This window comes from Paraniabella aurantiaca, assembly GCF_050309965.1.
Taxonomy (GTDB): Bacteria; Bacteroidota; Bacteroidia; order Chitinophagales; family Chitinophagaceae; genus Niabella.
Genome location: NZ_JBLOSY010000001.1, coordinates 3,328,196 through 3,350,189, shown reverse-complemented (window position 1 = coordinate 3,350,189; position 21,994 = coordinate 3,328,196). Strand labels below are relative to the sequence as shown.

General features: G+C 39.3%; 23 protein-coding genes. 2 read left to right on the top strand and 21 right to left on the bottom strand.

Translation table 11 applies throughout. The features are described from left to right. Positions 1-318 precede the first annotated feature (318 nt). Entirely contained in the window at positions 319-576 is a 258-nt protein-coding gene (locus ACLOAU_RS14745) for a hypothetical protein (RefSeq protein WP_427862637.1), read from the top strand. A 4-nt stretch (positions 577-580) separates the two neighbouring features. On the opposite strand, the gene ACLOAU_RS14740 is transcribed toward ACLOAU_RS14745, so the two are convergent. Next, positions 581-796, bottom strand: a complete 216-nt coding sequence (locus tag ACLOAU_RS14740) for a hypothetical protein (protein WP_427862636.1) — start codon at positions 794-796, stop codon at positions 581-583. Positions 797-877: 81 nt separating this feature from the next. Between ACLOAU_RS14740 and ACLOAU_RS14735 the strand changes: the two genes are divergently transcribed. Further along, entirely contained in the window at positions 878-1,411 is a 534-nt protein-coding gene (locus tag ACLOAU_RS14735) for a hypothetical protein (protein ID WP_427862635.1), read from the top strand. On the opposite strand, the gene ACLOAU_RS14730 is transcribed toward ACLOAU_RS14735, so the two are convergent. The 20 genes from ACLOAU_RS14730 to ACLOAU_RS14635 form a co-directional block, all read right to left on the bottom strand. Then, positions 1,395-1,604, bottom strand: coding sequence for a hypothetical protein (locus ACLOAU_RS14730; protein ID WP_427862634.1), 210 nt, complete (start codon positions 1,602-1,604; stop codon positions 1,395-1,397). The two genes, ACLOAU_RS14735 and ACLOAU_RS14730, sit on opposite strands and share 17 nt — an antisense overlap. After that, the gene (locus ACLOAU_RS14725; RefSeq protein WP_427862633.1) at positions 1,601-2,155 is read right to left on the bottom strand and encodes an N-acetylmuramoyl-L-alanine amidase; all 555 of its coding nucleotides are present in this window, start codon (positions 2,153-2,155) and stop codon (positions 1,601-1,603) included. Before ACLOAU_RS14725 ends, ACLOAU_RS14730 begins: the two co-directional genes overlap by 4 nt. A 4-nt stretch (positions 2,156-2,159) precedes the next feature. Then, entirely contained in the window at positions 2,160-2,861 is a 702-nt protein-coding gene (locus ACLOAU_RS14720; RefSeq protein ID WP_427862632.1) for a hypothetical protein, read from the bottom strand. Then, entirely contained in the window at positions 2,858-3,223 is a 366-nt protein-coding gene (locus ACLOAU_RS14715; RefSeq protein ID WP_427862631.1) for a hypothetical protein, read from the bottom strand. The genes ACLOAU_RS14720 and ACLOAU_RS14715 overlap by 4 nt, the downstream gene beginning before the upstream one ends. Continuing rightward, positions 3,223-5,670 carry a hypothetical protein gene (locus ACLOAU_RS14710; RefSeq protein ID WP_427862630.1) on the bottom strand — a complete coding sequence of 816 codons (2,448 nt, stop codon included), beginning with the start codon at positions 5,668-5,670 and terminating at the stop codon, positions 3,223-3,225. The genes ACLOAU_RS14715 and ACLOAU_RS14710 overlap by 1 nt, the downstream gene beginning before the upstream one ends. A 6-nt stretch (positions 5,671-5,676) precedes the next feature. Beyond that, entirely contained in the window at positions 5,677-6,018 is a 342-nt protein-coding gene (locus ACLOAU_RS14705; protein ID WP_427862629.1) for a hypothetical protein, read from the bottom strand. 3 nt (positions 6,019-6,021) lie between these two features. Further along, positions 6,022-6,279, bottom strand: a complete 258-nt coding sequence (locus tag ACLOAU_RS14700; protein WP_427862628.1) for a hypothetical protein — start codon at positions 6,277-6,279, stop codon at positions 6,022-6,024. Continuing rightward, a complete protein-coding gene (locus tag ACLOAU_RS14695; protein ID WP_427862627.1) occupies positions 6,254-6,943 on the bottom strand; it encodes a hypothetical protein in 690 nt (229 codons plus the stop codon). The genes ACLOAU_RS14700 and ACLOAU_RS14695 overlap by 26 nt, the downstream gene beginning before the upstream one ends. Continuing rightward, the gene (locus ACLOAU_RS14690) at positions 6,927-8,306 is read right to left on the bottom strand and encodes a hypothetical protein (RefSeq protein ID WP_427862626.1); all 1,380 of its coding nucleotides are present in this window, start codon (positions 8,304-8,306) and stop codon (positions 6,927-6,929) included. Before ACLOAU_RS14690 ends, ACLOAU_RS14695 begins: the two co-directional genes overlap by 17 nt. 1 nt (position 8,307) lies before the next feature. Next, a complete protein-coding gene (locus tag ACLOAU_RS14685; protein ID WP_427862625.1) occupies positions 8,308-8,574 on the bottom strand; it encodes a hypothetical protein in 267 nt (88 codons plus the stop codon). A 3-nt stretch (positions 8,575-8,577) separates the two neighbouring features. After that, positions 8,578-9,159, bottom strand: a complete 582-nt coding sequence (locus tag ACLOAU_RS14680) for a hypothetical protein (RefSeq protein ID WP_427862624.1) — start codon at positions 9,157-9,159, stop codon at positions 8,578-8,580. Positions 9,160-9,191: 32 nt separating this feature from the next. Continuing rightward, on the bottom strand, positions 9,192-10,211 hold the full coding sequence (locus ACLOAU_RS14675; protein WP_427862623.1) for a hypothetical protein: 1,020 nt from the start codon (positions 10,209-10,211) through the stop codon (positions 9,192-9,194). 31 nt (positions 10,212-10,242) lie between these two features. Continuing rightward, positions 10,243-10,602, bottom strand: a complete 360-nt coding sequence (locus ACLOAU_RS14670; RefSeq protein WP_427862622.1) for a hypothetical protein — start codon at positions 10,600-10,602, stop codon at positions 10,243-10,245. 27 nt (positions 10,603-10,629) lie between these two features. Next, the gene (locus ACLOAU_RS14665; protein WP_427862621.1) at positions 10,630-11,739 is read right to left on the bottom strand and encodes a head maturation protease, ClpP-related; all 1,110 of its coding nucleotides are present in this window, start codon (positions 11,737-11,739) and stop codon (positions 10,630-10,632) included. Between the two features lie 270 nt (positions 11,740-12,009). Further along, positions 12,010-16,701: a tape measure protein gene (locus ACLOAU_RS14660; protein ID WP_427862620.1), complete on the bottom strand. Its 4,692-nt coding sequence runs from the start codon at positions 16,699-16,701 to the stop codon at positions 12,010-12,012. Continuing rightward, positions 16,694-19,024 carry a hypothetical protein gene (locus ACLOAU_RS14655; protein WP_427862619.1) on the bottom strand — a complete coding sequence of 777 codons (2,331 nt, stop codon included), beginning with the start codon at positions 19,022-19,024 and terminating at the stop codon, positions 16,694-16,696. The genes ACLOAU_RS14660 and ACLOAU_RS14655 overlap by 8 nt, the downstream gene beginning before the upstream one ends. Then, on the bottom strand, positions 19,021-19,575 hold the full coding sequence (locus ACLOAU_RS14650; protein WP_427862618.1) for a hypothetical protein: 555 nt from the start codon (positions 19,573-19,575) through the stop codon (positions 19,021-19,023). Before ACLOAU_RS14650 ends, ACLOAU_RS14655 begins: the two co-directional genes overlap by 4 nt. A gap of 1 nt (position 19,576) precedes the next feature. Further along, entirely contained in the window at positions 19,577-21,133 is a 1,557-nt protein-coding gene (locus ACLOAU_RS14645; RefSeq protein ID WP_427862617.1) for a hypothetical protein, read from the bottom strand. Continuing rightward, complete coding sequence (locus ACLOAU_RS14640; RefSeq protein WP_427862616.1) at positions 21,133-21,639, bottom strand: hypothetical protein; 507 nt, start codon at positions 21,637-21,639, stop codon at positions 21,133-21,135. Before ACLOAU_RS14640 ends, ACLOAU_RS14645 begins: the two co-directional genes overlap by 1 nt. Beyond that, positions 21,636-21,899, bottom strand: a complete 264-nt coding sequence (locus ACLOAU_RS14635; RefSeq protein WP_427862615.1) for a hypothetical protein — start codon at positions 21,897-21,899, stop codon at positions 21,636-21,638. Before ACLOAU_RS14635 ends, ACLOAU_RS14640 begins: the two co-directional genes overlap by 4 nt. Between the last annotated feature and the right edge of the window lie 95 nt (positions 21,900-21,994).

The window sequence follows — 21,994 nt, the reverse complement described above, 5'->3', positions numbered from 1 at the left end:
ACATATTATGCTAACAGATCGTTGTTGAAACAGCAGTTACTACGTCCTTTTTGAAGCAACAAATGTTATAAGAACTTTTACGCTATAAGATAAAATTAGGCGCTCTATAAAACAATCGGATTCCTGGTGTTTAACAGAAGCTGGCCGAGCATTGAAGCGGAGTATCAGACCTCGCACACCTAAAATAAAAAAACCTCGCAAATCAATTGATTTACGAGGTTTTCTTTTGGTGCCCCAGGCGGGACTGAATTTGAACACTTTATGCAAATCGCATACCTTTTAAAGGTCGCCTAATCTCTGTTTTCTTAAATTTGTTTAATGGAAAAGTTTTCTACTCCTATACCGCCCGGCGCTGACCTATGGAAATTGAGAGATGAAATAGCAAACCTGGTGGCGGTAAAATGGTTGGGCCGGCCGCGCCTCAAAAAGGAGATTATTTGGGTTACCAAGCTTCGCGAAGGCAATCACTATATCACCTTAAAAGGTGTACAGCTGGGAAACCTTATTGAAGTTGATGATCAAATAATATTTGAACCTAACCAGCCAGGATATACGCATCACGGTATTAAGAAATAGAGCGCTACATTTGTTCCCCTTTATGCCAGTATCGGTAAACAATATCGTGCGGCTTCATTCGTAGATGTTGCTCTACTCCCAGGTAAACGCTACTTCTCTCCTGCCAGGCGAATGTCTGGATGCCGGCTTCTTCGATCTTTCCGGACACTTCAATTATATTTTCCCAGGCTGGGTTGCCTTCAAATATCTGCTGCGCAAATACAGTTGCTAAAGTGGTCATTTAGCGAAGGTAGAAAAACGAGATTCCCTTTATTTACGGGAAACAGTAATAAGAAACATTTAGATTTGTGAAAAACAGCTTATGACTTTTACTGAAGAAATTTACCATGCATACAATTCTAAGTATTATCAAATTGCCCTCAATTCTCTTTTTGTAATACCCGACAATTGTGCCGCCTTACAAGATCCTGATGGAAAAACATCAGGAAAGAAATATAAAGAATGGTGTAATAAATATTACCTATCTCGATACGAGTATGAAATCACTGCTGAAGATCTATATTCTATTAGATGCTCGTTACTACATCAATCTAGCATAAACGCCAATTCTAAAATGCGAATATTGTTTCAACCTCCAGGGCCAATTAAGTTTCACCATACATCCTTTACAACAACGTCAGGAGATAATTCTGTCCTACATTGGTACTGTATAAATATTCACGATTTTATGATGGAGATGCTTCAATCACATCACAATTGGGAAAAAGAAATGAAGGACGATTCTGTTTGTCAAACAAATATTAAAAATATAAAAATTGCCAAAAGCGATGCACCTTTACGTCAAGCTATACACGGTCCTACAGTCCCAGATGAAGTTTTTATGACTTTTTTATAAAGTCTTGAGCGATGTCACTAAAATCGTAATGGAATGATGACTGTATTTTCTCTACAAATTTTTGTAAGGAATCACCGGCAAATCTCCTTGCAACCTCCTTTGCGTAATCACTATATATACTATCCGACAAACCGCTGCAGTCCAAATCATTTTCAACTTGCTTGCAAATTTCTTCAAGAATTAAGTCATTCATGGAATAATATTTTCGTATTTAACAATGATCTCTGCATGCCGCCTTGCCAACAACTGCTTATTAGCAAAATATCTATCCAAGTCGCTTTTATTGGTAATAAAACCCAGTTCAACCAAACATATAATTCCGTCCTCCCGCATTAATCCAAGCCGGCCGCGATGGCTTTGCCCTTCGTCCAATACACCACGGTTGCGAATACCCAAGATTGCCGCCGTTGATTCTGTCAGCTCTTTGGCAAACGCCTTATCTAATCGATCAGCTTCTATTTCAATAAGGCCTGTGGTACCGGTTGCGGCCGGGTTACTTGCTGCATCGAAATGATACTCGATCACAACTGATCCCGGGCCGGTTTTAATACGCTGCAAATACATAGCTAAGGTCTCTTCATCGGCATCAGTAATATAAGGTGCCTTCAGAGCATCCAACTCTTTACATACCAGGTCCCGAAACTCAATCGTTAAGTCACCTTCTTTATAACCGTTGGCCACGGCACCAGGATCCGCTTTTACTTTTTTGGACTTTGAATTGTGTCCCGCTGAAATGAATATCATGGCACTATTTTTTAAATAATGATCTTATTTTACCCCATATACTTACCCTGCTGAAATAAATCCACAAGCCGGCAGCTAATACTATCACAGTGATAGCTATCCACCCGGCAAAAGGAATGGCAAATCCTTTCTTATCCTTCTGTACCTCCTTTTTAATTGTCTCTATCTTAATGGAGCTTTTTACCTGGCTGTCCAGGTCTACAACATGCAGGTTCAGTTGAGCCTTTGACGCTTTGCTATCCTTGTTTGTTTCGGAGCTGGCGTTTGTAATTGAGATACTTTCGAATGGTGTTTTTATAGTCCGGGTTTTATTCTGCACTTCTGCTACTGCCTGCCCACTTTTTCTGTCATAGTAAACAGAAACCTTTACCCGATCATCTTCCTGGGATAAGAAACGCAGCGTATCGCCTTTGGCGGTGGTATCAATGCTAAAACGGCTGGTAATTGTAAAACCAGGCACCGCCACTTCTTTTTCAGATTTTGTGTAGGTGACATTTTTATAATCAGATTTTGCTATCTCTTTAACAGATACATCGGTTTTAATGCTATCCATCTTTTTTTCTGTCTTAGTAAGATCAGCATTCAGCGACTGATCAACTTTGACCGTTTCCGTTTTCCTGGCTACTTTTTTACTGGTCCGGCATCCCACAGGTAGTACCATGATGAAAGCTGTCAGTATGAATGCTGTAATGATTAATTTATTCATGGTTTGGGTTTTATAGTAATTGTGTTATTGCCATCTTTTAGGTTTATAAAGTTGTTCAATTTCTGAGCTGCTCGAATTTCAGCCACACTATCTACTTTAAACCAAAAGTTGATACGCAGATCCCCATATTTCTCATTAAGTAAATCATTTGCAGATTTGTACTGATCGCGCTCTTTGGTAATAGCATCGTACTGCTTTTGAGTAAACCCGGTATTTTCTTTATATATAGAAAACCCACCTTGTACCAGATTGACTAATACAGAAATCAAAAGCAGTGCCCCCAGCACACTTTTGTCTGTAATCCTTTTTATTGCAGGATTCATATCCACATCCGTAACTTTTGGTATAGGTACTTCTGGCATTACGATACGATTAAAATTGAATGACTTGCCCAATCCGGGCGGTGAACTAAACCAGGAGCAAAACCCCAGTTTTGTAAACCAACCTCACTTACTGGTGTATTTGTGAATATCAGGTTAATATTATATGGTAATGATTGCGGATCACTTGCTTTAATGCCAGTAGCTGGATTAGTCCAAAAGGTTTTCCCGTCTGTATCAGTTGCGACGCCTAAGAATACCTGACGTTTTGCAGGATCAGTAGTTGTGCAGTTGTTAAATATCAATTGATCATCCCGATCAGACCCTAGCTCTTGAGTATATACAATTCCTGTGATGCCATCAATCAAACATCCGTCAAACATAGTCTTACTTCCAGCAGGCCTGTTATTGGTATTATGGAAGTATATGGGAAAACCAAGAACACCCGCATTTAACTCCCGAATAATGCAATTCCTGAACGTTATACTCTGCCCTTCCCACACGCCAATACCTACAGTATTGTTGCATAGGTCAGAAATCAGCTTACAGTTAAATAAATAAACGTTGTTATGCAGGCTATTGTCAATATGCGCTACATACTTGCCCGATTTTGTTTTCAAAGTCAAATTTTCAATCCAGGTGTTTTTCTTTACAAATAATAAATGCCTAACCTGATTACTGCTTGCCGCAGCTATTTGCTTACCAGCTTCGCCCGGCATTGAATAGTCGGAAGGTAGAATGTGAGTTGGATTAGTGTCAGTGCCGTCACAATTAATGATCGTATACTCTCGCGACTGACCTATTATGCGAATGTGATCGCCCCATCCTTGCCAATCAGTCTCATTCCATGTTCCATTAGGCACATAGACTATGTATTTTTTGTATTCACTCGCATCAACTAAACCGTTACAGATGTCCCTAATACTATTCCAGTTATTGGCATTTTGGACAGCCGTAACAGTTGTTATAGTTGGTGTTAGGACCGTATCAAGACCTAATATTTGATTAGCAAAAATCCTTAAGTCAGGCTTATTAATTCCTGTGCCCGGAGTATATGTTGTTGCTACTGTACCCTCTTCTATTTGAATGGTTTCACAATCTATCGGATCAACCACAAAAACTAAACGTTGGTACGCTACAGTAGACCCAGCAGGGCTTAACCAGGTGTTATCTGCGGGTACACCTCCCAGGAAAATAAATTCTTTATTTTTATTATAAAAAGCCCTTTGAAGGATAAATGACCACGCCCCGAACCCTGCACTTGCCTTATAATTTGTGTTTGGTTTGCATGGCAAAAATCCGGTCAATGTCCTGGAATCGGGAGACGTTACAGGTTGACCGCTTCCATTAAGAACTTTATGAGGCTCTAATTCTTCTAACAAAAGAAGATTCTTCGAGCGAACGAACCCTACAGTATCATCTATTTTTTGTTCAATTCTGTTGACGTTTTCGACATCTAATCGTTGATTCGGATTAACAAAACCAAACTTTGTATACTCCGTTGCTACGGAGCCTTCCTCTATCTGCGTGATATTAATAGCCCCTGAAACAGTCTTGCCGCATACTACACGGATATATTCGCAACTTACGGGCGTAGTAAACGTGTTCCCAGATGGGTTTTCTACAAAAGAAATTACACCCATGGAAGCGTCATAAAAAAGAACCAGAGTAACGAAAACGAACCCCACAGCCGGATCATCAACAGAGGCTACATAGTTTGTAGATGGTTTAGCAATTATTATTGCAGAAGAGTAGGTATTTACATTAGGGAATGCCACACCATTACCGTCATAAGTGGTATTGTCTTCTGCCTCTAAAAAATTATACAGGTTTTTGCCTGTATCAAAACCATTAATTGGCTTTCGGTGTATAGACCAATCAACACCATCAAAAAAGAAAACGATGAAATTATTTTCCCAATCAGCTTGAGTAATGATAAATGTCGAATCAATTAAAGAGTAATCTCCCGGAATAGACGGCGTTAATGCGTAAGGTCCTGGTATATCATCCGGTTCATAACCTGGATAGACGGCCTGCATCCCAGTCGCAGCTATAGCTTCTATTTGCGCTACTTTATTGTTAACGTATGTTTGACTAGCTAGATTCAGGTCATTGTTTAAACGCGATATATTTGCACCCGGTTGAATAGCCAAATCAGCCTTCGCGCCCTGTGAAGATGTTGCAAAGGCACTAGCAGGCTGAGAGGCTGCTGTGCCAATAACCGGTTTTCCGGGCAAAGTATCCCAGGTGACCGAACCACCACCGCCGCCACCGCTCTCATCTTGCCACGCTAAGGCGTAATCGGAGTTTGATGTTTTCTTTAATACTTGTCCAACAATACCACCCGGTGGTACTGCAACCTCCTGTATCTTATCAACGATATCAGTATTTACATCAGATACCTCTCCCTTTAAGATACTTCCGGCGACCGTCTTATTTCGAATCTTATTGTTAATATCAGTTTTTAACTGAGCGTATGACTTTGCCATAATAATTTATTCAAATTCAGTTGCAAATTCTATTGCGAAAAGGCCTATAGAAGGAACTCCAATACCACCTAAACAATATGGAATTATTTGGCCCGGATTAACCATTAAGAGAAAGCTAAATGGTCCCCAAAAATTAAATAACCTACCTACTGTTCTGTTAATTGAATTGCTGTTCCATATGTTTATATATTCAGCCTTATTAGTCGCATTTCCTATAACTATCCCGGCCACGTTGTATACATCTACCGGCCACGAATCAACCTCATTACAGTATTGATCTCCCAACCCCAATATCACCGGCCGTGGTGGGCATATACATATATTTTTATAGTAATCATAGTATCCCATTTCTTACCATTTACCAACTGGACAATACTCTTCAACAACTAAACTTTTTTGAACAGCCGGGCATTTACATTTCGTGCAATAAATAGTATCAACATATTCAGCGCCTCCATTCATAAACTCCAGAATCTTTGACTTTTTTGCCAGACTGCACTTTTGGCATTGCTTTAGTCGTAATTCTGATAGTTTTATTTCCACCGATGTTGTAGAAATAATTCCAAGCTTTTTACACCACCCTTTAAGTATTCCAATGAGTTTCTTCATTGCATCCACATTTATTAGGTTCATCATCATAAATTCCCAGAGCCACATCTGTTCTTCGCTTATACGGTGTACCATTCTGATCACAATCACATGGATTCTCATATAATGGATAGTCCGATTTAAATCTGCAAACGAAATTGTGCACCGCTGCTTTGAGTGGATCAATGCGGTCGAACATCTTCTTATCCATGGCCCATTTCATTGATCTCAATTCGGGTGTTACCACCCCGCCTCCCCCCATTGGTGAGGAAGTTGCCTGTTGGTGAAATACACCCTCGGTGCCAAATTGAACAAACCCTTCAGGAGCGGCTGTAAGCATTACACATTCCGCAATGAACTTCCAAAGTATATGATCCCAAAGAGCTTTATTCTTTACTGAAAGAAATTCAGAAGCATTTACCAGATCTCCATCATTTAAAGTGTATGCACCACCAACTTTAGCTTGCAGATCGATTTTATTTGCCGCATCTACAGTTCTATTTTTCTCCGATGCCAAAGCCAGGTAAAACGGATAACCAAGCACCTGGACCGCGAAGCGTTCCTCTGCAATTATGATCGATTGCTCAATAGATCGAGGGTCTATCGTATGCTTTGTTGGAGCATGATAAATAACCTCTTCAGTTGAGATTAATGTGATTCTTTTTAGATTATTCGGTCGGTACATTATTATTACCTCCTTTTGATGGCATATATTCATTTTCCCTGGCCGGATCCGCAGGTAGCCCTTTTGCCTCACGCACCTCATTGACTTTAACTGCAGGTGTAATATCTACATCCGTAAGCCCGGAAATGTCTATGCTATTTTTAAATTCTATTGAATATTTATCAAATGGCAATTGCATCCATTCTTGAGCGATTTTGAAAATATGTTTCCATACTTTTTCTATCAAATTGCGCTGAGCCGGTTTGATAACTGTATTTAATTTGTTCTCCAAAATCTTTGTAATGAATCCGGATCCTTTTCCAAGTGTTGATGAGCTAATTAAACCTGCCAATACCGAATCCCACTGATTAGCCAGGATAATTTTCTGCATCCAATTATTATCAGCTTCATTGAAACTCCCATCTTTTTTAGTATCAATTTTATGAAAAGCTGAACTATCGATACCCTCTTCTGAACCGATCACAACAGTACGGCCACGTTTCCCATCACCGGTATGTGTTTTAATAATCTGCCGGGCAATGCGTGTTACTTCTGAATCGCTCAAACTGCCTTTAAGTGCAAGTATTGAAGCCACAACCATATTATTTTCGAAATCATCCAAATTATACCTGGCCGCTTTGTATTCTAATATCTGGTAGATCATGCTTGAAATAGAAGATGGTAAGCCGTAATGATCTATTCCAGTTACTTTATTTTTAAACCATATTAAAGTCCTTTCGGTGCCATTATCATCCTTAGTCCAATTATCCTTATCAGGACGCATAGGATTGTATATAGGGAGCTTTTTTGCACTTTCAAAGTCTTTAGAATTTACTATAGACTGCGTTATGAATAGTTTACTATGGATCGCCCAATCGCAGATATCGTCATCATTTGGAGCGCATAGGCGCCATTCCATAAAGTTGTGAGGATATACATATAAAAAACGCTTCTTGCCAATTTTAACACGCACTAATTCAATCGGAACATTCCCCCAAGTGAAGAAATCCTCAAAGATTTGTTGATTGATATCTATCGCTGATTCACCTCGACGGTTTATAGTACTGAACCAATCGATTATTGATTGGTCAAATTCGATATTGTCTTTATCTTGAAATCCTTCTCCCGCACAATAATCTTTTTTTGTATTAATGCAGGCATTATGAGTATCACTCAATAATCTTGCTTCGAGGATTTTTTGAGCATACTTATTGTCAGTCCCAATGAATGGAAGATATTCGGTACGATTTATAAAAGTTAATGCACGGCCTGAATAATCAAAGGGGATAGGATTATTAGGATCGAGGGTAACGGCGTTACTAACAGCAGCTTTATATTGCCGTTTTTGTGATTGTTTAGTAATTGCTTTATTGGCCGTCCGCATTTCATTTTACCTTTTTCTTTTTGTCAGGTTGTATTTCTTCGATAGGTTTAGAACTCGGAATAGATATTCTTCCAAGATCTCGATCTGTTTTTGCCTTTTTAAGCTCTTCCAATGTTGGTAATTCTTCAAAAAGATGAAGCAGGCTTTTATCGCCACTCTCTAATGCCAGTATAGCCAACTCATGGAGATCATCACGAAGATGCAAAGGAGCGGCACTCTTACCGAATGCCACTCTTTGATCTTTAAATTCTTCTTTATACTTAACCATAGCTTACGCTTCAGTTGTTAAAGCAATTACTGATGCCCAGGTACCAGAATACTCATATAAAGCACGAGAGTAAGAACCTTTAAACACCAGGTTAACGCCATTGAAATCTTCAAATAGCTTTCCAGTTGTTCCGGTACTTCCATCCTGAACAATCTTGAACTTAGAAATTTCATCAGCGTTCACGTATTTTTCGCCCATAACGAAAATTTTTCCGCTATTCAATCGAACGAAAAAGCCTAACCCGCAGCAGCAGGCAGCAGCATCTACAGCTTGTAGGAACTGTGTTGCACTTTGGTCCAGATCTTCGATCGATAAATCGAGCTCATGTTCGTATTTAACCGAACAACCGTTACGAGATTGGGTGAATTTTAGTTCCGCCTCATTTTCTTTGAACGTAACAGGGAAAACAACCGGTGCTACAGCTGTCGCTCGAAGTGCTACTGCTGTATATGGAGCTTTAGCACCTGATACATCAGCTCCTTGGGTGAAGTTTAAATCGTTGGGATCAAACGCGGCCACGTCACTAACGCCACCGGTAGTAGGTCCACACGCCCGATTTCTTGGTCTTAATGTTGCACAAAGCATTTTATAAAAATTTAAACGGGTTTAAAAATTGATTAGTTCCAGTCAGATAATGCTACAATGACGTATTCAGGCAAAGCGATTTCGGTACCGGCTTTAAGGAACATCCTGTAATACCATTGGCTTTCCTTGCGCTCATACCACACTTCCAATGCCGTTTTACCATCTTCACCTTCTCCGTAATCTTTGTCAGTAGCAAAAACAAAGTTTCCACGTACTGTAAGTACGGCTGCATATCCCTTCGAGCCTTTTAATTCGGTAATTACCGGTGTCCAGATCGGTTCCACCAAAAGGGCAATACCCTTAAATGTTAGGGCCGATTTGCCGTTCTCAAGAATGGTAGTATTACCCGCTGTCTGTTGAATGCTGGATAGGTAGTCAGCATATCCATCGTATATCTCTTTGGAAACATAAAATGCTAATTGACTAGCCACAAATGAACCCATTAAAACAGGTTGAGCATTATACATGTTATTCAACAACGTATATGCTGCTGTTGGAGTAGCAGAATAATCTGTTCCATCAGCAATAGCAAATGTTTGGCCTGCTGGAATAATACCGGCCGTAATATATTTTTCTATGTGCTTAAAAACACCGTCAAAAACATTAGTACTCCATTGTGCAGTAGGCGATGCTACACGTTCAATGTCACCAAAGTAGCTGTTAGAAGCAACATCAATATTAACTGCACCTTGAAAGAATGGAAGGATCCTGTCTCCAAAAAGGGGATCGCTTGATCTCCAATCTTTCAGATCACCCTGATAAAACTCATTGCGGCAAAATTTGGTTGCTCCATAAAGCTCATCAGTGGTAATTTTACGGGTATCAGCGCCGAATACTTTCTTATAGATGTAGTCACAAGAAGCATCGCGTCTTTGTAAAATATTTTGAACCCGGCGAATATTGATGATGTTCTTTTTAGAACCCACATTATCCATTATAGTGAACTCATTGAGAGTTCCGTTATAAGGAAAACCTTCGGGAATGATATCCTGAAAAGCTGGTTTAATGACAGCCAGGTAAAAATCATTGGCAGAAACTGTATAAAAATTCATTTCGATTTTTCTTTAAATAGTTAGTAAAAGATTATCTGTATTGGCGATCCCATTTACTGGCTTCACCTGCAGCCTGAATATCATATGCGCCCCCGTCAGTTACCAGGTCTTTAGTAGTAATTAATGTGATTGTCACATCAAAAGGCTTAGATGCATTTAGAGCGGCGGTGCTGACAGCTGCTGCATCGGTACCTTCGACTTTCTTGCCGAATTTATCATGCACCCGAACGATTAGCTTCTTTTTGCTATCACCACTCTGATAGGTGGTAGTATCAGTCACAGTTACTGTTTTAGCTGTAGCATCATATGCATAAGCCACCTTAGGAGCAAAGCCAGGCAATCCATTGCCACGCCCTAAGTCAATTATATTTGTATTATCAATTGCTAACATTGTTAATAATTAAAAGGGGTTAGTGAATTATTTTTGCTCAAAACCACCAAAAGAAACCCTACCAGGCGTATTTTGATTTGAAACCTGTTTGCCACCTTTCAGGTTTTTAATTTCCTCTTCAAGCCCGGAAACTGTTTCTTCAAGTTTTTCAACTTTTTCGGAATCTTCCTTTGCCTTTTTATCAGCTTCATCTTTTGCTTTCTTATCATCTTCCGTTAATTCAGCCGGCTTAGTAGCTTCCTCAACTGCTTCATTTACAATTTTTGTTATGGAATCTTCCAGACCGGTTGCACCTTCCTTGAATGAATTGGAAACCGCTTCACCGATTGATTGCATCAGAGCTGCGTGATCATTGTTTTCAGGCGCTTTCACACCTTTGATGGCGTTCATGATTTTTTCGCCTAATTCTTCGAAATACTTTTTCATGTCTTCTAAATTTTGTTGAGGAATGATTTCTTTAGGAGGCTGAACAGCAGAATTGTAGGCATTCAGTACCGCCATGTTTGAGAATTGCCAGTGTTCTTTAGGTATTTTGTTGGTGAACGCAACCTCACCTTCAATCTGCTTTACAAAGCCCTTTTCTTTGGCTTCATCAGCAGTCATCCAAGTTTCAGCATTCATCATCTTTGTGATATCTTCTTTGCGCAACCCGGTAGCGCTTGCATAGAAGTCTCTTGATGAATCGTTGAACTTGCGAAGAGTAGTAGCGTAAGATTCAACTTCGTTAACATCGCCCCACACAGCACCAGATACATTATGTATCATTAACCAGCTGTTTTTGCTCATTGTAGCATTATTGCCGGCCATCAAAATGTAAGTAGCTGCAGATGCTATAATCCCCCGTCCGATAGTGTTTACTGTTTTTCCTTTTGATTGAAGGTTTTTCAAAAGGTCATGTATAGCCATCGCATCAGTAACGAGGCCACCGCCGGAGTTAATGTAAACGTTATAGGTCTGAACATCTGTTTTATTGACCTGGTCACGGAAGGACTTAAAAGAGGTGGTGGTATCATCACCAAGCCAATCTTTGTAAAATTGTTGAGTTGAAGCGTCTACAATATCACCATCAATATAGATGTTGACTTCATTCTCATCGGAATTAACTACATAGTTGAATATTTGAACCTGACATTTCATTGAATGCCAAAGTTCAAATCTATTTGGTGTATTTTAAATCATATTGATATATTCTTGTTTGAAAAAATCAAACCTCTTTTTCACAGGAATTGCAAGCGTAGTTTACTTGGTTCTTCGAAACTTCCAATACTTTGCAGATATAGTCATACTTATTTCCTTGTTGCCGCAATAGGCAAATTTTGGCCCTTTTGATAGCATCTGGCCCCAATATTGAGGCGAACTGCTTCCAATTCATCAGGGCCATCTTTTGGAGTTGCTTATCTAAATCTGTCATAGGGTGCCTATTGATTTTTGTTTTGCCTCTTTAGTTTGAGCTTCTGTAACAGTCGATGTTTTTTGAACTACTTCCAGTCTGTCGATTCTGCCGTTTATCGCGTCTGTCTTCTTATCCAGGGAATCAATAACCTCATTGTACTTATCTAAGTTATTTTGAGCATTCACATAAGTAATAGATTGTGATGGCATAACCGGTGCTTGCAATTCAGCTCCTAAGGATCCTCCATATTCAAATTTCTTCAACGAAGCTCCGGGACGGAAATCAATACCACCTCCTAACTTATTGAGCATAGAGGCAATTTGAGAATGGTTTCCGGAAATGGTATACCTTCTATTTTTATCAGCATTTTTAGTACGTACGATCGCCAATTCATCAACTTCTGCTTCATATTCCCGACCCTTGTATTTAAAAGGTGTGCCTCCACTGGAATGTGGCTTACCACCAAAAGGACCACCTTTTTTTGGTACATCATCCGGAGAACCACCGTATTCAAATTTTTGGGAATTAATTTCAGAGATCCGCATGCCATAGCGAACAACGGCAAGCCCGGTCATTACAGCTCCCAAAATAGCTGCTGCTATCGGATTACCAATCGACCATACAGATGCCCATATTCCCGCCAATTCAGTAGCCAGGCTAATTTTGGCTTCCTTCTTTTTAAGCTCTTTTGTTTTTTCAAATGCAGCCTGTTCAGCAGCCTTACGTCTAGCGTCATACCTTTTTTCAATTGCTTCGCGTTCAGCGGTGGTCTTAGCTTTTGCCTTAACCTGATCTTCTTCCATTTTTATCCGCTCCAGCTGCAATCGCAGATTATACTCAATAGCGTTTGCCTCCTTATTGAAATAGGAAGACATAACAGCTTCAGCAGTAGAATATGAATCACTAACGACTTTAGAAAATGCTTTTGAGTACTGTTGAGCTTGTTCAGCGTTAACCTTGAGACCAAGTATTGTTTTATCTTGGGTACCGGCTCCAAATCTGCTTGCAGCAGTCGATACGGTCCCCATAAGATCTTGGCCTACATCAGTGCGGAAAGCATCTTTAAAATTTAATTTATTATTTTTAGGATCATTGGCTATTTGATTTTGTAACTCCTGAAGTTTTTTAACTATTTCTTCGTAGTCTTTAAGAGTTACTAACCCAAGTTTGTAGGCTCTTTTAAATTCTGTTTCAAGAACTTTATAATTTGCAGCTTGCCTAACTAATATTCCATATTCCCGTTCACGCTCTAATGCTTGGAGCTTTCTATTTTTTTGCGATTGTGAAAGCCTGTTGTCTGCTTGAATCAATGCGGCTGCTCGGTCTATCACCAAGTTAAAGTCGGCCAAAACGGCCTCCCCTGCCTTTTTTGTATCTTCTATATTCGCTTTAACAAGTTCGGCTTCATCCTTACTAACTTCCTGGTTAATGTTTGATATAGCATCTTTTCTATCTGCCGCATTTTTAATGGAATTGATGTTCCTTGTTTTTTCTAAGGCAGTCATCTCTTCATCATATTTATTGTACAATTCGAGTTGCTTTTTATCAGCATCTAACTGAGCCTGGACACGTTGCGTATCAGTAATATTTACAGATGGATTATTTTTCACCTTATCAGCCTCATCTTGAGCAGCTTTTTCGTCGGCATCCAACTTATCCTTTAGCGCTTTTGATTTGATATCGAAAATTTTATCATTAGTCTCTTTTTCAATCTTCTGCTTTTCAAGGCTTGCCTGTGCGATCTGTTTTCGCTCTTCAGCGTTATTACCCTTCAAAAGCTTGATTTTGCTATCTAATGCATCTTTATTGATCTTAAGAGCATCTTGAAGGTATTGTTCTTCTGTTTTATTTTTTTGAATAAACGCGGATTCGTTTACGGCCAGCTCCTTATCCCGATCAGCCTCAATATCTTTAACGTTATCACGCTGAGCACCGGTCAACCTGGCACCGCCATAAGGCTTTTCTTTCTTGACTACCCCATTGATGGCATCCAAGCGATCCTGGTAGCCTTTACGTAGTGCCTGAAGCTCTTTAAGCTTAGGATCCCCTTCTCGTAATGTTTTCAGATCTGCATTAACTCCATCGATCAGAGCCTGCAATTCTGGTGAGGTGAGTTTATCAGAAGCTGATAGTTCCCTTTTCTTTTGTTCATCTTTTACCCGAATTGCATCTGCTGCATTCTGAAACTGTACATTCTTTTGATAATATTTATCGAATATAGCCTGGCGTTTATTTTCTTCAGCCGCCAATATTTTATCAATGTTTGCAACATCAAATAACCCAAATGTCGCTTCACCCCGATTATTTCCTCTTAAAGTTGTAGAACCAATAATTTGATTACTCAATGCTGTACCGGAGAACGAGCCTACACCCAAAGCAGCCTGCTGATCTTTGGATAAATCCTTGATGCTGACAATCCCCTTTCCCTTCTGTTGTTCAGCCTCGATTGCAATTTTAGCACGCAGACTTCTAATTTCTTCCACATTCTTCAACTCTCTTTCCGTAGCATCTTGTGAAGCTCGGGCCTTAGCAGTTACTAATAGTTCATTACGCACCTGACGTAATGTTGCCATAAATTTCTGCTCATTTACAATGTTATCTTTAATAGATTCAGAGAAAGCATAGTTTATTTTTATTGCTTCATTGGCCGCTTTTGCTCTTAAATCCAGATTGTCTTTATTGTTCTTTATCACATTGCCTAAAGCCGTTAGGCGGTTGATTTGATCTCCTGCTATTTTAATTGCAGCTTGGGAAATTTCATTGTCAATCTTTTTTGACCCAGTTAAATCGAGTATAGATTTTGCATATTCTTTTGTTCTGGAATTGGCTATGCCGTACATCGTCAGTACAATAGCTAAAGTAGTAACCAGAAATCCCAAAGGCGCTGATATGAAAGCCAAAGATGCAGCTAAAACACGAGTTGCAACAGAAAGTACGGCTGAAGAAGTTGCAGTACGCAGAAGTATTCCATTGTAAACAGTAGTATATGTGATCGCACTGGCTAAAATTGCATTTCTAATAGCCATTTGAGCTATTTCAATACCTAATGCAGTCCTTTCAAGCGCCCAAGCTACAAGCAGCCTCAATTTTGCGGCAGCCCAATTATCAGTGAACAAAGCCGCTGTAACTAACCCAGTCAACAAAAGCGGAAACGGAAGGCTAAGAATTACACTTGCTATTGTGATTAGAACCCCAGTTAATTTAGTAAAATTTACAATTGCCTTCCCGATCAACTCCTGGTTATCCTGGACAAACTTTGTAAACCGATTTTGTCCTCTGTTTATAATAGCTGATAGAGATTCTACTTCACGACCTCCGGTTGTAAATGTTTTTCTTAATTCTTCTGCGAATTTTGGAAGAAAGTCTGATGAAGCTAGGTTGCCTGTTTCCATCATTTTATTCAGCTCCTTTTCAGTCACTCCCATCGCTTTGGCAGCTATTGAAAAAGCACCGGGTAAACGTTCACCTATCTGACCTCGCAACTCTTCAGCCTGTACTTTTCCTTTGGATGCTATCTGACCAAAAGCAATTAAAACTCCATTGATATCATCCTGTGATTTTTTTAGTACAGTGGCGGCGTCTATTACACTTTCGAAGATGTTTCGGGTAGTTTCGGCGCTGATTCCGGCTTTTGTCGATGCTGTATAAAAGTTAGTAAAACCTTTACTGGTATCTATCACCAAAGTTCCATATTGCCCCGTTACGCGGTTAAGAAAGGCTTGATTCATAGCATATTCCTGCGTGCTACCAGATACTGCTTTCATAGAAGACTCTAAGCTATCTAATGCCACCGCTTGATCTTTAGCTTGCGTCACTCCAGATGTTATACTATTAAAAATAGCTGTATATCCTAAGTATTGAAGCATGAATGATCCCATTTGCCCTCTTAACTCCTTAAATCCTTTGTTGATCCCCGAAGTGATCTGATCGCCTATACTACCAACACCTCTATAATCATTTTTAAGCTGTTCAAGTTGTTTTGAAAGATTAGCCGCTTCTTTACGGTTCTCCACCATCTTTTTCTCTATAGATTCAAAAGAACCATCCCCTTTGGACTTAACTTCACCCAGCTCTTTTTTTAGCTCCTCGAAACTTCCATCCAAAGACTTTAATGATTGTTGGGCTTTGGTAATTTGACCTTTAATCAAATCATCGAGCCCCATTTTTTTAAAAGCATTTACGATGCCGGAAGTATATTCAGAAACCAATAACCCATCTTTGGAAAACTGTCTTCTAAAATTCTGTTCAGCAGCGGCTAATTTTGTTAGCTGATCAATAGCCTCTTCATATCCTAAAGATTTGCCCCTAAAATTTATAATACTCGAGCTCGTCGCATTTTTGGTCAAATTGTACAACTCCCGATACTGTTTATATATATCATTATAAGAGCCGGCAACAATTTTATTTTGCTTAGCCTGCTCTCTTTGAGCATTCAATTCTTTTTGCCGCTCGAGATTGATGGCCTTCATTTCGTTCATCATCTGTTGACGCTCAACCTTCAATTCCTGCTCTTTTTGCTTTAGCTTTCCTACTTCATCGGCATATTTCTTAATATCATTCACATCAGTAGATGTGTACAAGCCCTTTTCAGCTGCCTGCTTCGCTTTCTTAATTACGTCATAGCTTTTGGCCACATTAGCCAATTGCTTTTGAATATCAGAATAACCCAGGGTGCGGAGTTCGTATATTTTTGTAACATTAGACATCGTCAATATTATTATCAGTGTAATTTGGAATATCAGATTTTAAAGCCATGGCAGGAACATATTTTGCATCATTCTTGATCGCACCGGCGTTTCCCTTAATGCTCTTTGCTGATGGGAAGATGTTATCACTATCTACCTTAATTATCGGGCTAAATTTTTTCATATACACTTCAGTTGTTTCATCAGTGTACGGCTTGTATTCCTTGATTTGGTTCAGCTCCCATTTTTGCCCCTGTAGGGAAATCATCTCCCGATGAAACCAATTCGTAACATCCCGGTTATTAAGTCTAAAGAAAGTCTTGTAGTACTGGCCATTTCGCATGATGGCAAGGCGCTGAAGGAAAAACCTACGTAACAAACCATATCCTATTTCTTCTCCTATAAGCTCATCTGTATATGACAAAATCGGATCACTAATTCCACCCGGTTGATAATTCACGGCAAACATGTAAGGGTAGTTCTGTTGAGGTTCACCGTTGAAACTCCAACCAACAGCATCAGTGAAACCCTTGTAGTAGCATATTTTAGGCTCGAAAACTGTTTCCCCATCACTGGCAGAAGTAGATGCTGTATTTTCAGCCACCAGGCAAACCATTTGAGGAGATAAATCAGGATTACTTCCAATTCCTTTCCAGATATCCATATTTACATGCATCACTGGCGAAAAAAAGCGATTCTCCATCTTCTTTTTACCAGCCTTAAACCTATTCGGAAACAGATATGATGCGCGAGATATCTCACCTGCATTTCGTTTTTGGGCCAACTTTAAAAGCCCATCATTAGAATCATCCTTGAATTTAAAGTTCAACTCACGTTCACAGTCGCTAAAGTTCTCCAACACAGAAGTTTTTTTTAAATCTTGTTTATCATTCCAGTCTTGTAAGTTATTATTGTAGTAACCGCCTCCACCAGAACTCAATGAACTTCGTAGAGAATAATCATGTTGCGGCTCAAAAAGAACTACTTTGTTCTGGGAATCCGTTTGCGGCGAAATATTAAAAAGATCAAGAACCCCCGCAAGAAAGTCCAAAAACTTGTATTCTTTAAATTTGGAATACCCGGCAAAATCAATACGGCCATCTATAGGGATAGAATAGCTGGTTAATTCGAAATTGTATACTTCACAATAAGTGTTTGCCACTCCAATTCCACTGCTATCCTGATTCAGGTATGTGACCGCAGATATCACATCTCCAGATTCAACCCGGAATATTTTAGTGTCACTGACCAGCCCTGAAAACTGCTTTTTACCTATAGCAGGCGCAACGAGCCTATGTAATGTTGTTGGTGGTCCTATCTGGACCCCATTTTTGTACCAGATTAATTTTAAATCTGAAAGGCTATCCGCAGATACAAAAACATCCACTAAAGCATTAAAATAAAATTCTGCATCTATTTTGCCATAATTAAATGCAGGCAAATATGTCCACTTCATTTCAGCTTTAACTGGATCATAGCTGAATACTCCATTATTATCAAAAGCACCATTGACAGTCGTACTCAATTTACAGTCCCATGGACCATTGAAGTCCGTATCTCGTTTAGATACCTGTTCAGAACCTTTGGCCAAAAATCTTAGGTTATCTAATCGTGATTCATCAGCTAACCGGAAACTACCCCATGTCCAGGGCATAACCAAGCGCCTGAAATAATTCTTTCCAAAAAAATTTGACTGAATTTTGTACCCAATGGATCTAAAGGCCCAATGGATAATCCAATATACCGATAACGATGGTTTTAAATAATCAGGGAGAACCGTATTATTTACGTTTACTAACTCATTTTCCTCATTAGTCATAGTTCCGCCCATAGGATCCGTATATCGTACCGGAGCGAATACGTAAGGTAATGATTCGCTAAAGCCGTCATAATTCCAGCTTTCAGTTATTTTGTCGATTGTAAAATCAAAGGATATAGATCTTAAAAAATCATACAACGTTGAATCCTTCAAAGAAATGATCCAATCCGCATTGTTACCATAAAAATCCCAATCATATGATATAGGTTTGTCAGTATGAGAAACACTATTACACAAAGCTTTGCCTACTAATATTTCAATGTCATCACTTATAATCACGCCAGTACGAATGTTCTTCAATCGCTCTCCTTTTGTCAAATCTTCTATTGAAGGATCAAAAACACCGTTGGCAATCTTATTATTATTTTTAGTGGCCGGTACCGACAAGCTAAGAAGTTCTGAACTTTGCTTTTGTTGAAAGTTTTGGGGATCCTCAAACTTATAGCTTATAGCTAAAGCCGCTTGAGATGATTCGTCCAGGTCCATAACTTCACCATCAATCTTTATAACAATATTTGTACTCAATTTTTTATAATTATTTTATCGTGAGACAAAGTGTATTCAAGGGTAACTTCGTAGTTATAAGCGTCAAGTTCTTTAACTTTCTCCCTATCACTATCAATTATGATAATGGGAATTAGCTCATTGGGGCTACCATTTTCTACCCAGGCTAATGGTGAATCAAATAATTCATCAAGCCATCTCATCTCATTTTCACCGTAGAACATTGTTTTTACGGTAAATACATCCTGAGCAACCACATTAAAACGGTTATTATTGTGCCTGGATTTAACAACTGGTGTAGAAATGGGAGTTTTAAAACTTTCTGACTTAGATATGTGCTTCACAACTGATAGATGCATAGTAATCCCATCAACACATCCAAAAGAATTAATGAAATGAATGCGAACACTATCGTCGCAACTCATCATTTTATTGATGGTAGTTGTCGCCAAAGGCATATTATCGCCATCTAGCACCTGTATATAATATTCATCTACGTCATTGATGTTGATAGCCGGGAATATCTGCGACACATTTGCCGGTCCATTTGGTATGTTTAATATTGCTCCCATATTAATCTGGTATTGTAATTGACATTGGAGTTCCTTTAGCTTCAGCGCCGCCAACAACGCAAACCGGCCAAATAGTTACCACTTCATCCTTTTTTAACCCTAAGAAATAACCCTTTGTAGTTACAGTTAAATCCTCAACCCAAATAGTACCGTCTGGCAAAACATGTTTTAAAAAGTACTTAGTTGGAGAACCTGTTGCTGTCCATGTCAACCTATCTGCGATACTTTTTTCATATACAATATCTGTAATAGCAGATGTGCATGCTCCCGTATCTATAATATCTATCAATTGGTTGAATTCAAGATCTGATTCATGACAATTACTTGCGGTAAAGGATACTTCTACATCATCAGCAGTAGCTGTTGGAGTTCCGGTCAATCTAACGACAGCTGATCCCCAGAATGCGTATGTCGCCTCCATATTCATCCAAGTTGGCTTAATTATGTTTGACAATGTGAATGGGATGAGGCCAGTGTAATTTGATTCCAAACGTATATCGCGGTAATATTCATGCCCAACGGCGCCATTTGGAATAGGCGTACCTGAAGCAATAAACAAAGGCATACACTCACTGCCACCAGGTCCACCACCAGAAGTATCACCCGGATCATTTAAATATGCTGGTAAAACTTCTATTTCAGAACCCACCGAAATACCGTCTATTCCACCTTCACAAACAGGAGTGACGGAAACAGAATGTATGCCAGTTGGAAGGTCTCCAAGGTTATGGCTGTTAATCGAAACTGAAATAGCTACACCACCATTTACCGAAATCTTAAATGACGCTGCAGTTCCCAATAGAACATCCCAGGTAACCGAGTATCCGCTGGATGTTTTAATGAATTTGGGAATACTGATAGCTACAGCACATCCAGCATTTACTTCTACCTCACGCGAATGAAATGTGTTCTGACCTATATACTTAAAAAAAAGCTTTATTTTTCTCACTATGGAATTGAGAAAAGCCGGAAAGTGATCACTACAATTTCTATCCATATAGTAATATTTTGGACGCATCGTTAGTGGTACGGCGTTTTCGTTCCAGCTACCGTGCTTTAATAAATCAAGTCTGGGTTTGAGTTGTTGTAGATCTTCGTTTTGAAGTATTGCGTTCAGAATTGTAAATGTGTTTGATTGAGTACCGGTGCCGTTGGCGGGATATGATGTACTTGTTCCCTGAACTGGTGCCGTATTTTCTGTTGTTACAAATCCACTAATATCATAACCACTTGATCTAAAGCGACAAAAACACTTTGTAAAAGCTGAATGCGAAACTTCGATTACTGTACCATTAAATGCTGGCAATTTCGACTTTAAATACTCTTGACATGCGTTCTGGATGTCAAACTGCCACAATGAAACATCTACATATACCTTTTCCCATGAAGTTTTTGATATTGTCTTATAGTAAACACCGTTAAAATATATATCGCAATACACAACGGGTGGTACCGGTTGGTTGTCGGTTCTTGACGCATACACAGATAGGATTATGGGCCTGTAGGCCGCATAGATACCGTTCGTGTCAGGATTTATATTTATTCCATTAATTGGCATTATATGACCTCGCTTTTTTCTTTTTTGTATTCCTCGTTTATAACAAAGTCAAATGAATTACCCATATACTCATCTATTTTAGATTCATTTCCTATAAAAGCATTTTCGACAAAGTTTTGCCTGGATCCTGTTGAACTGAATCTCTTAGATGCTTGAGTACTCATTCCCTCTTTCATCCACTTCTTAATAGTCATAGCGGCTAAGGCTCGTGAGGTAAGAGTGGATGAACTTGAGCTATATTCCGGGTACCCCTTTTGATTGAAAAACTCTACCAGAAACGGAAACTGTTTCATACTAGCTGCTTCCGGCCTTACACCATCATTAATGTATTTAGCATATTCTACCGCAAAACCTTGCATAGCATCCGATTTGCCGATCCTTTTTATTTCAGCCTCCAAACTGCTTTCCAAAGCACCAGTTAAGTGGTGGCCTTGCGCTACTATCTCCTTGCGAAGTATTTCATTGATGAATCGCTCAGCACCATTGTATATGTCTGCGATGGTCATTCTACTTCGTCGATTAATTTTGATTGCTTTTCCAACTCAATCAAATCAGGAAACAACTGTTTATAGCTATTAAGAACCCGGGCGTAACACAAATTGCAATCGCCTTGAAATGTTGGTTCGATATAGTTTTTCCAAATTGTTGCCAGGTAATACATAGTATTATCTGATGCTGTAGCTTGCGCATTGGCTATCATATCCATTTCCAGAATCTCTTTACGATATTCTGATGGTATCATCTTTGCTATTTCGATTATCTTCATACTAAATTGACTTTAAATTTCTCAGCTACCTTCCTCATGATTCGCGCCTCCTTCATTTTTGGCGAATTCTTACGCAGTTTCTTTGCATATGCTAT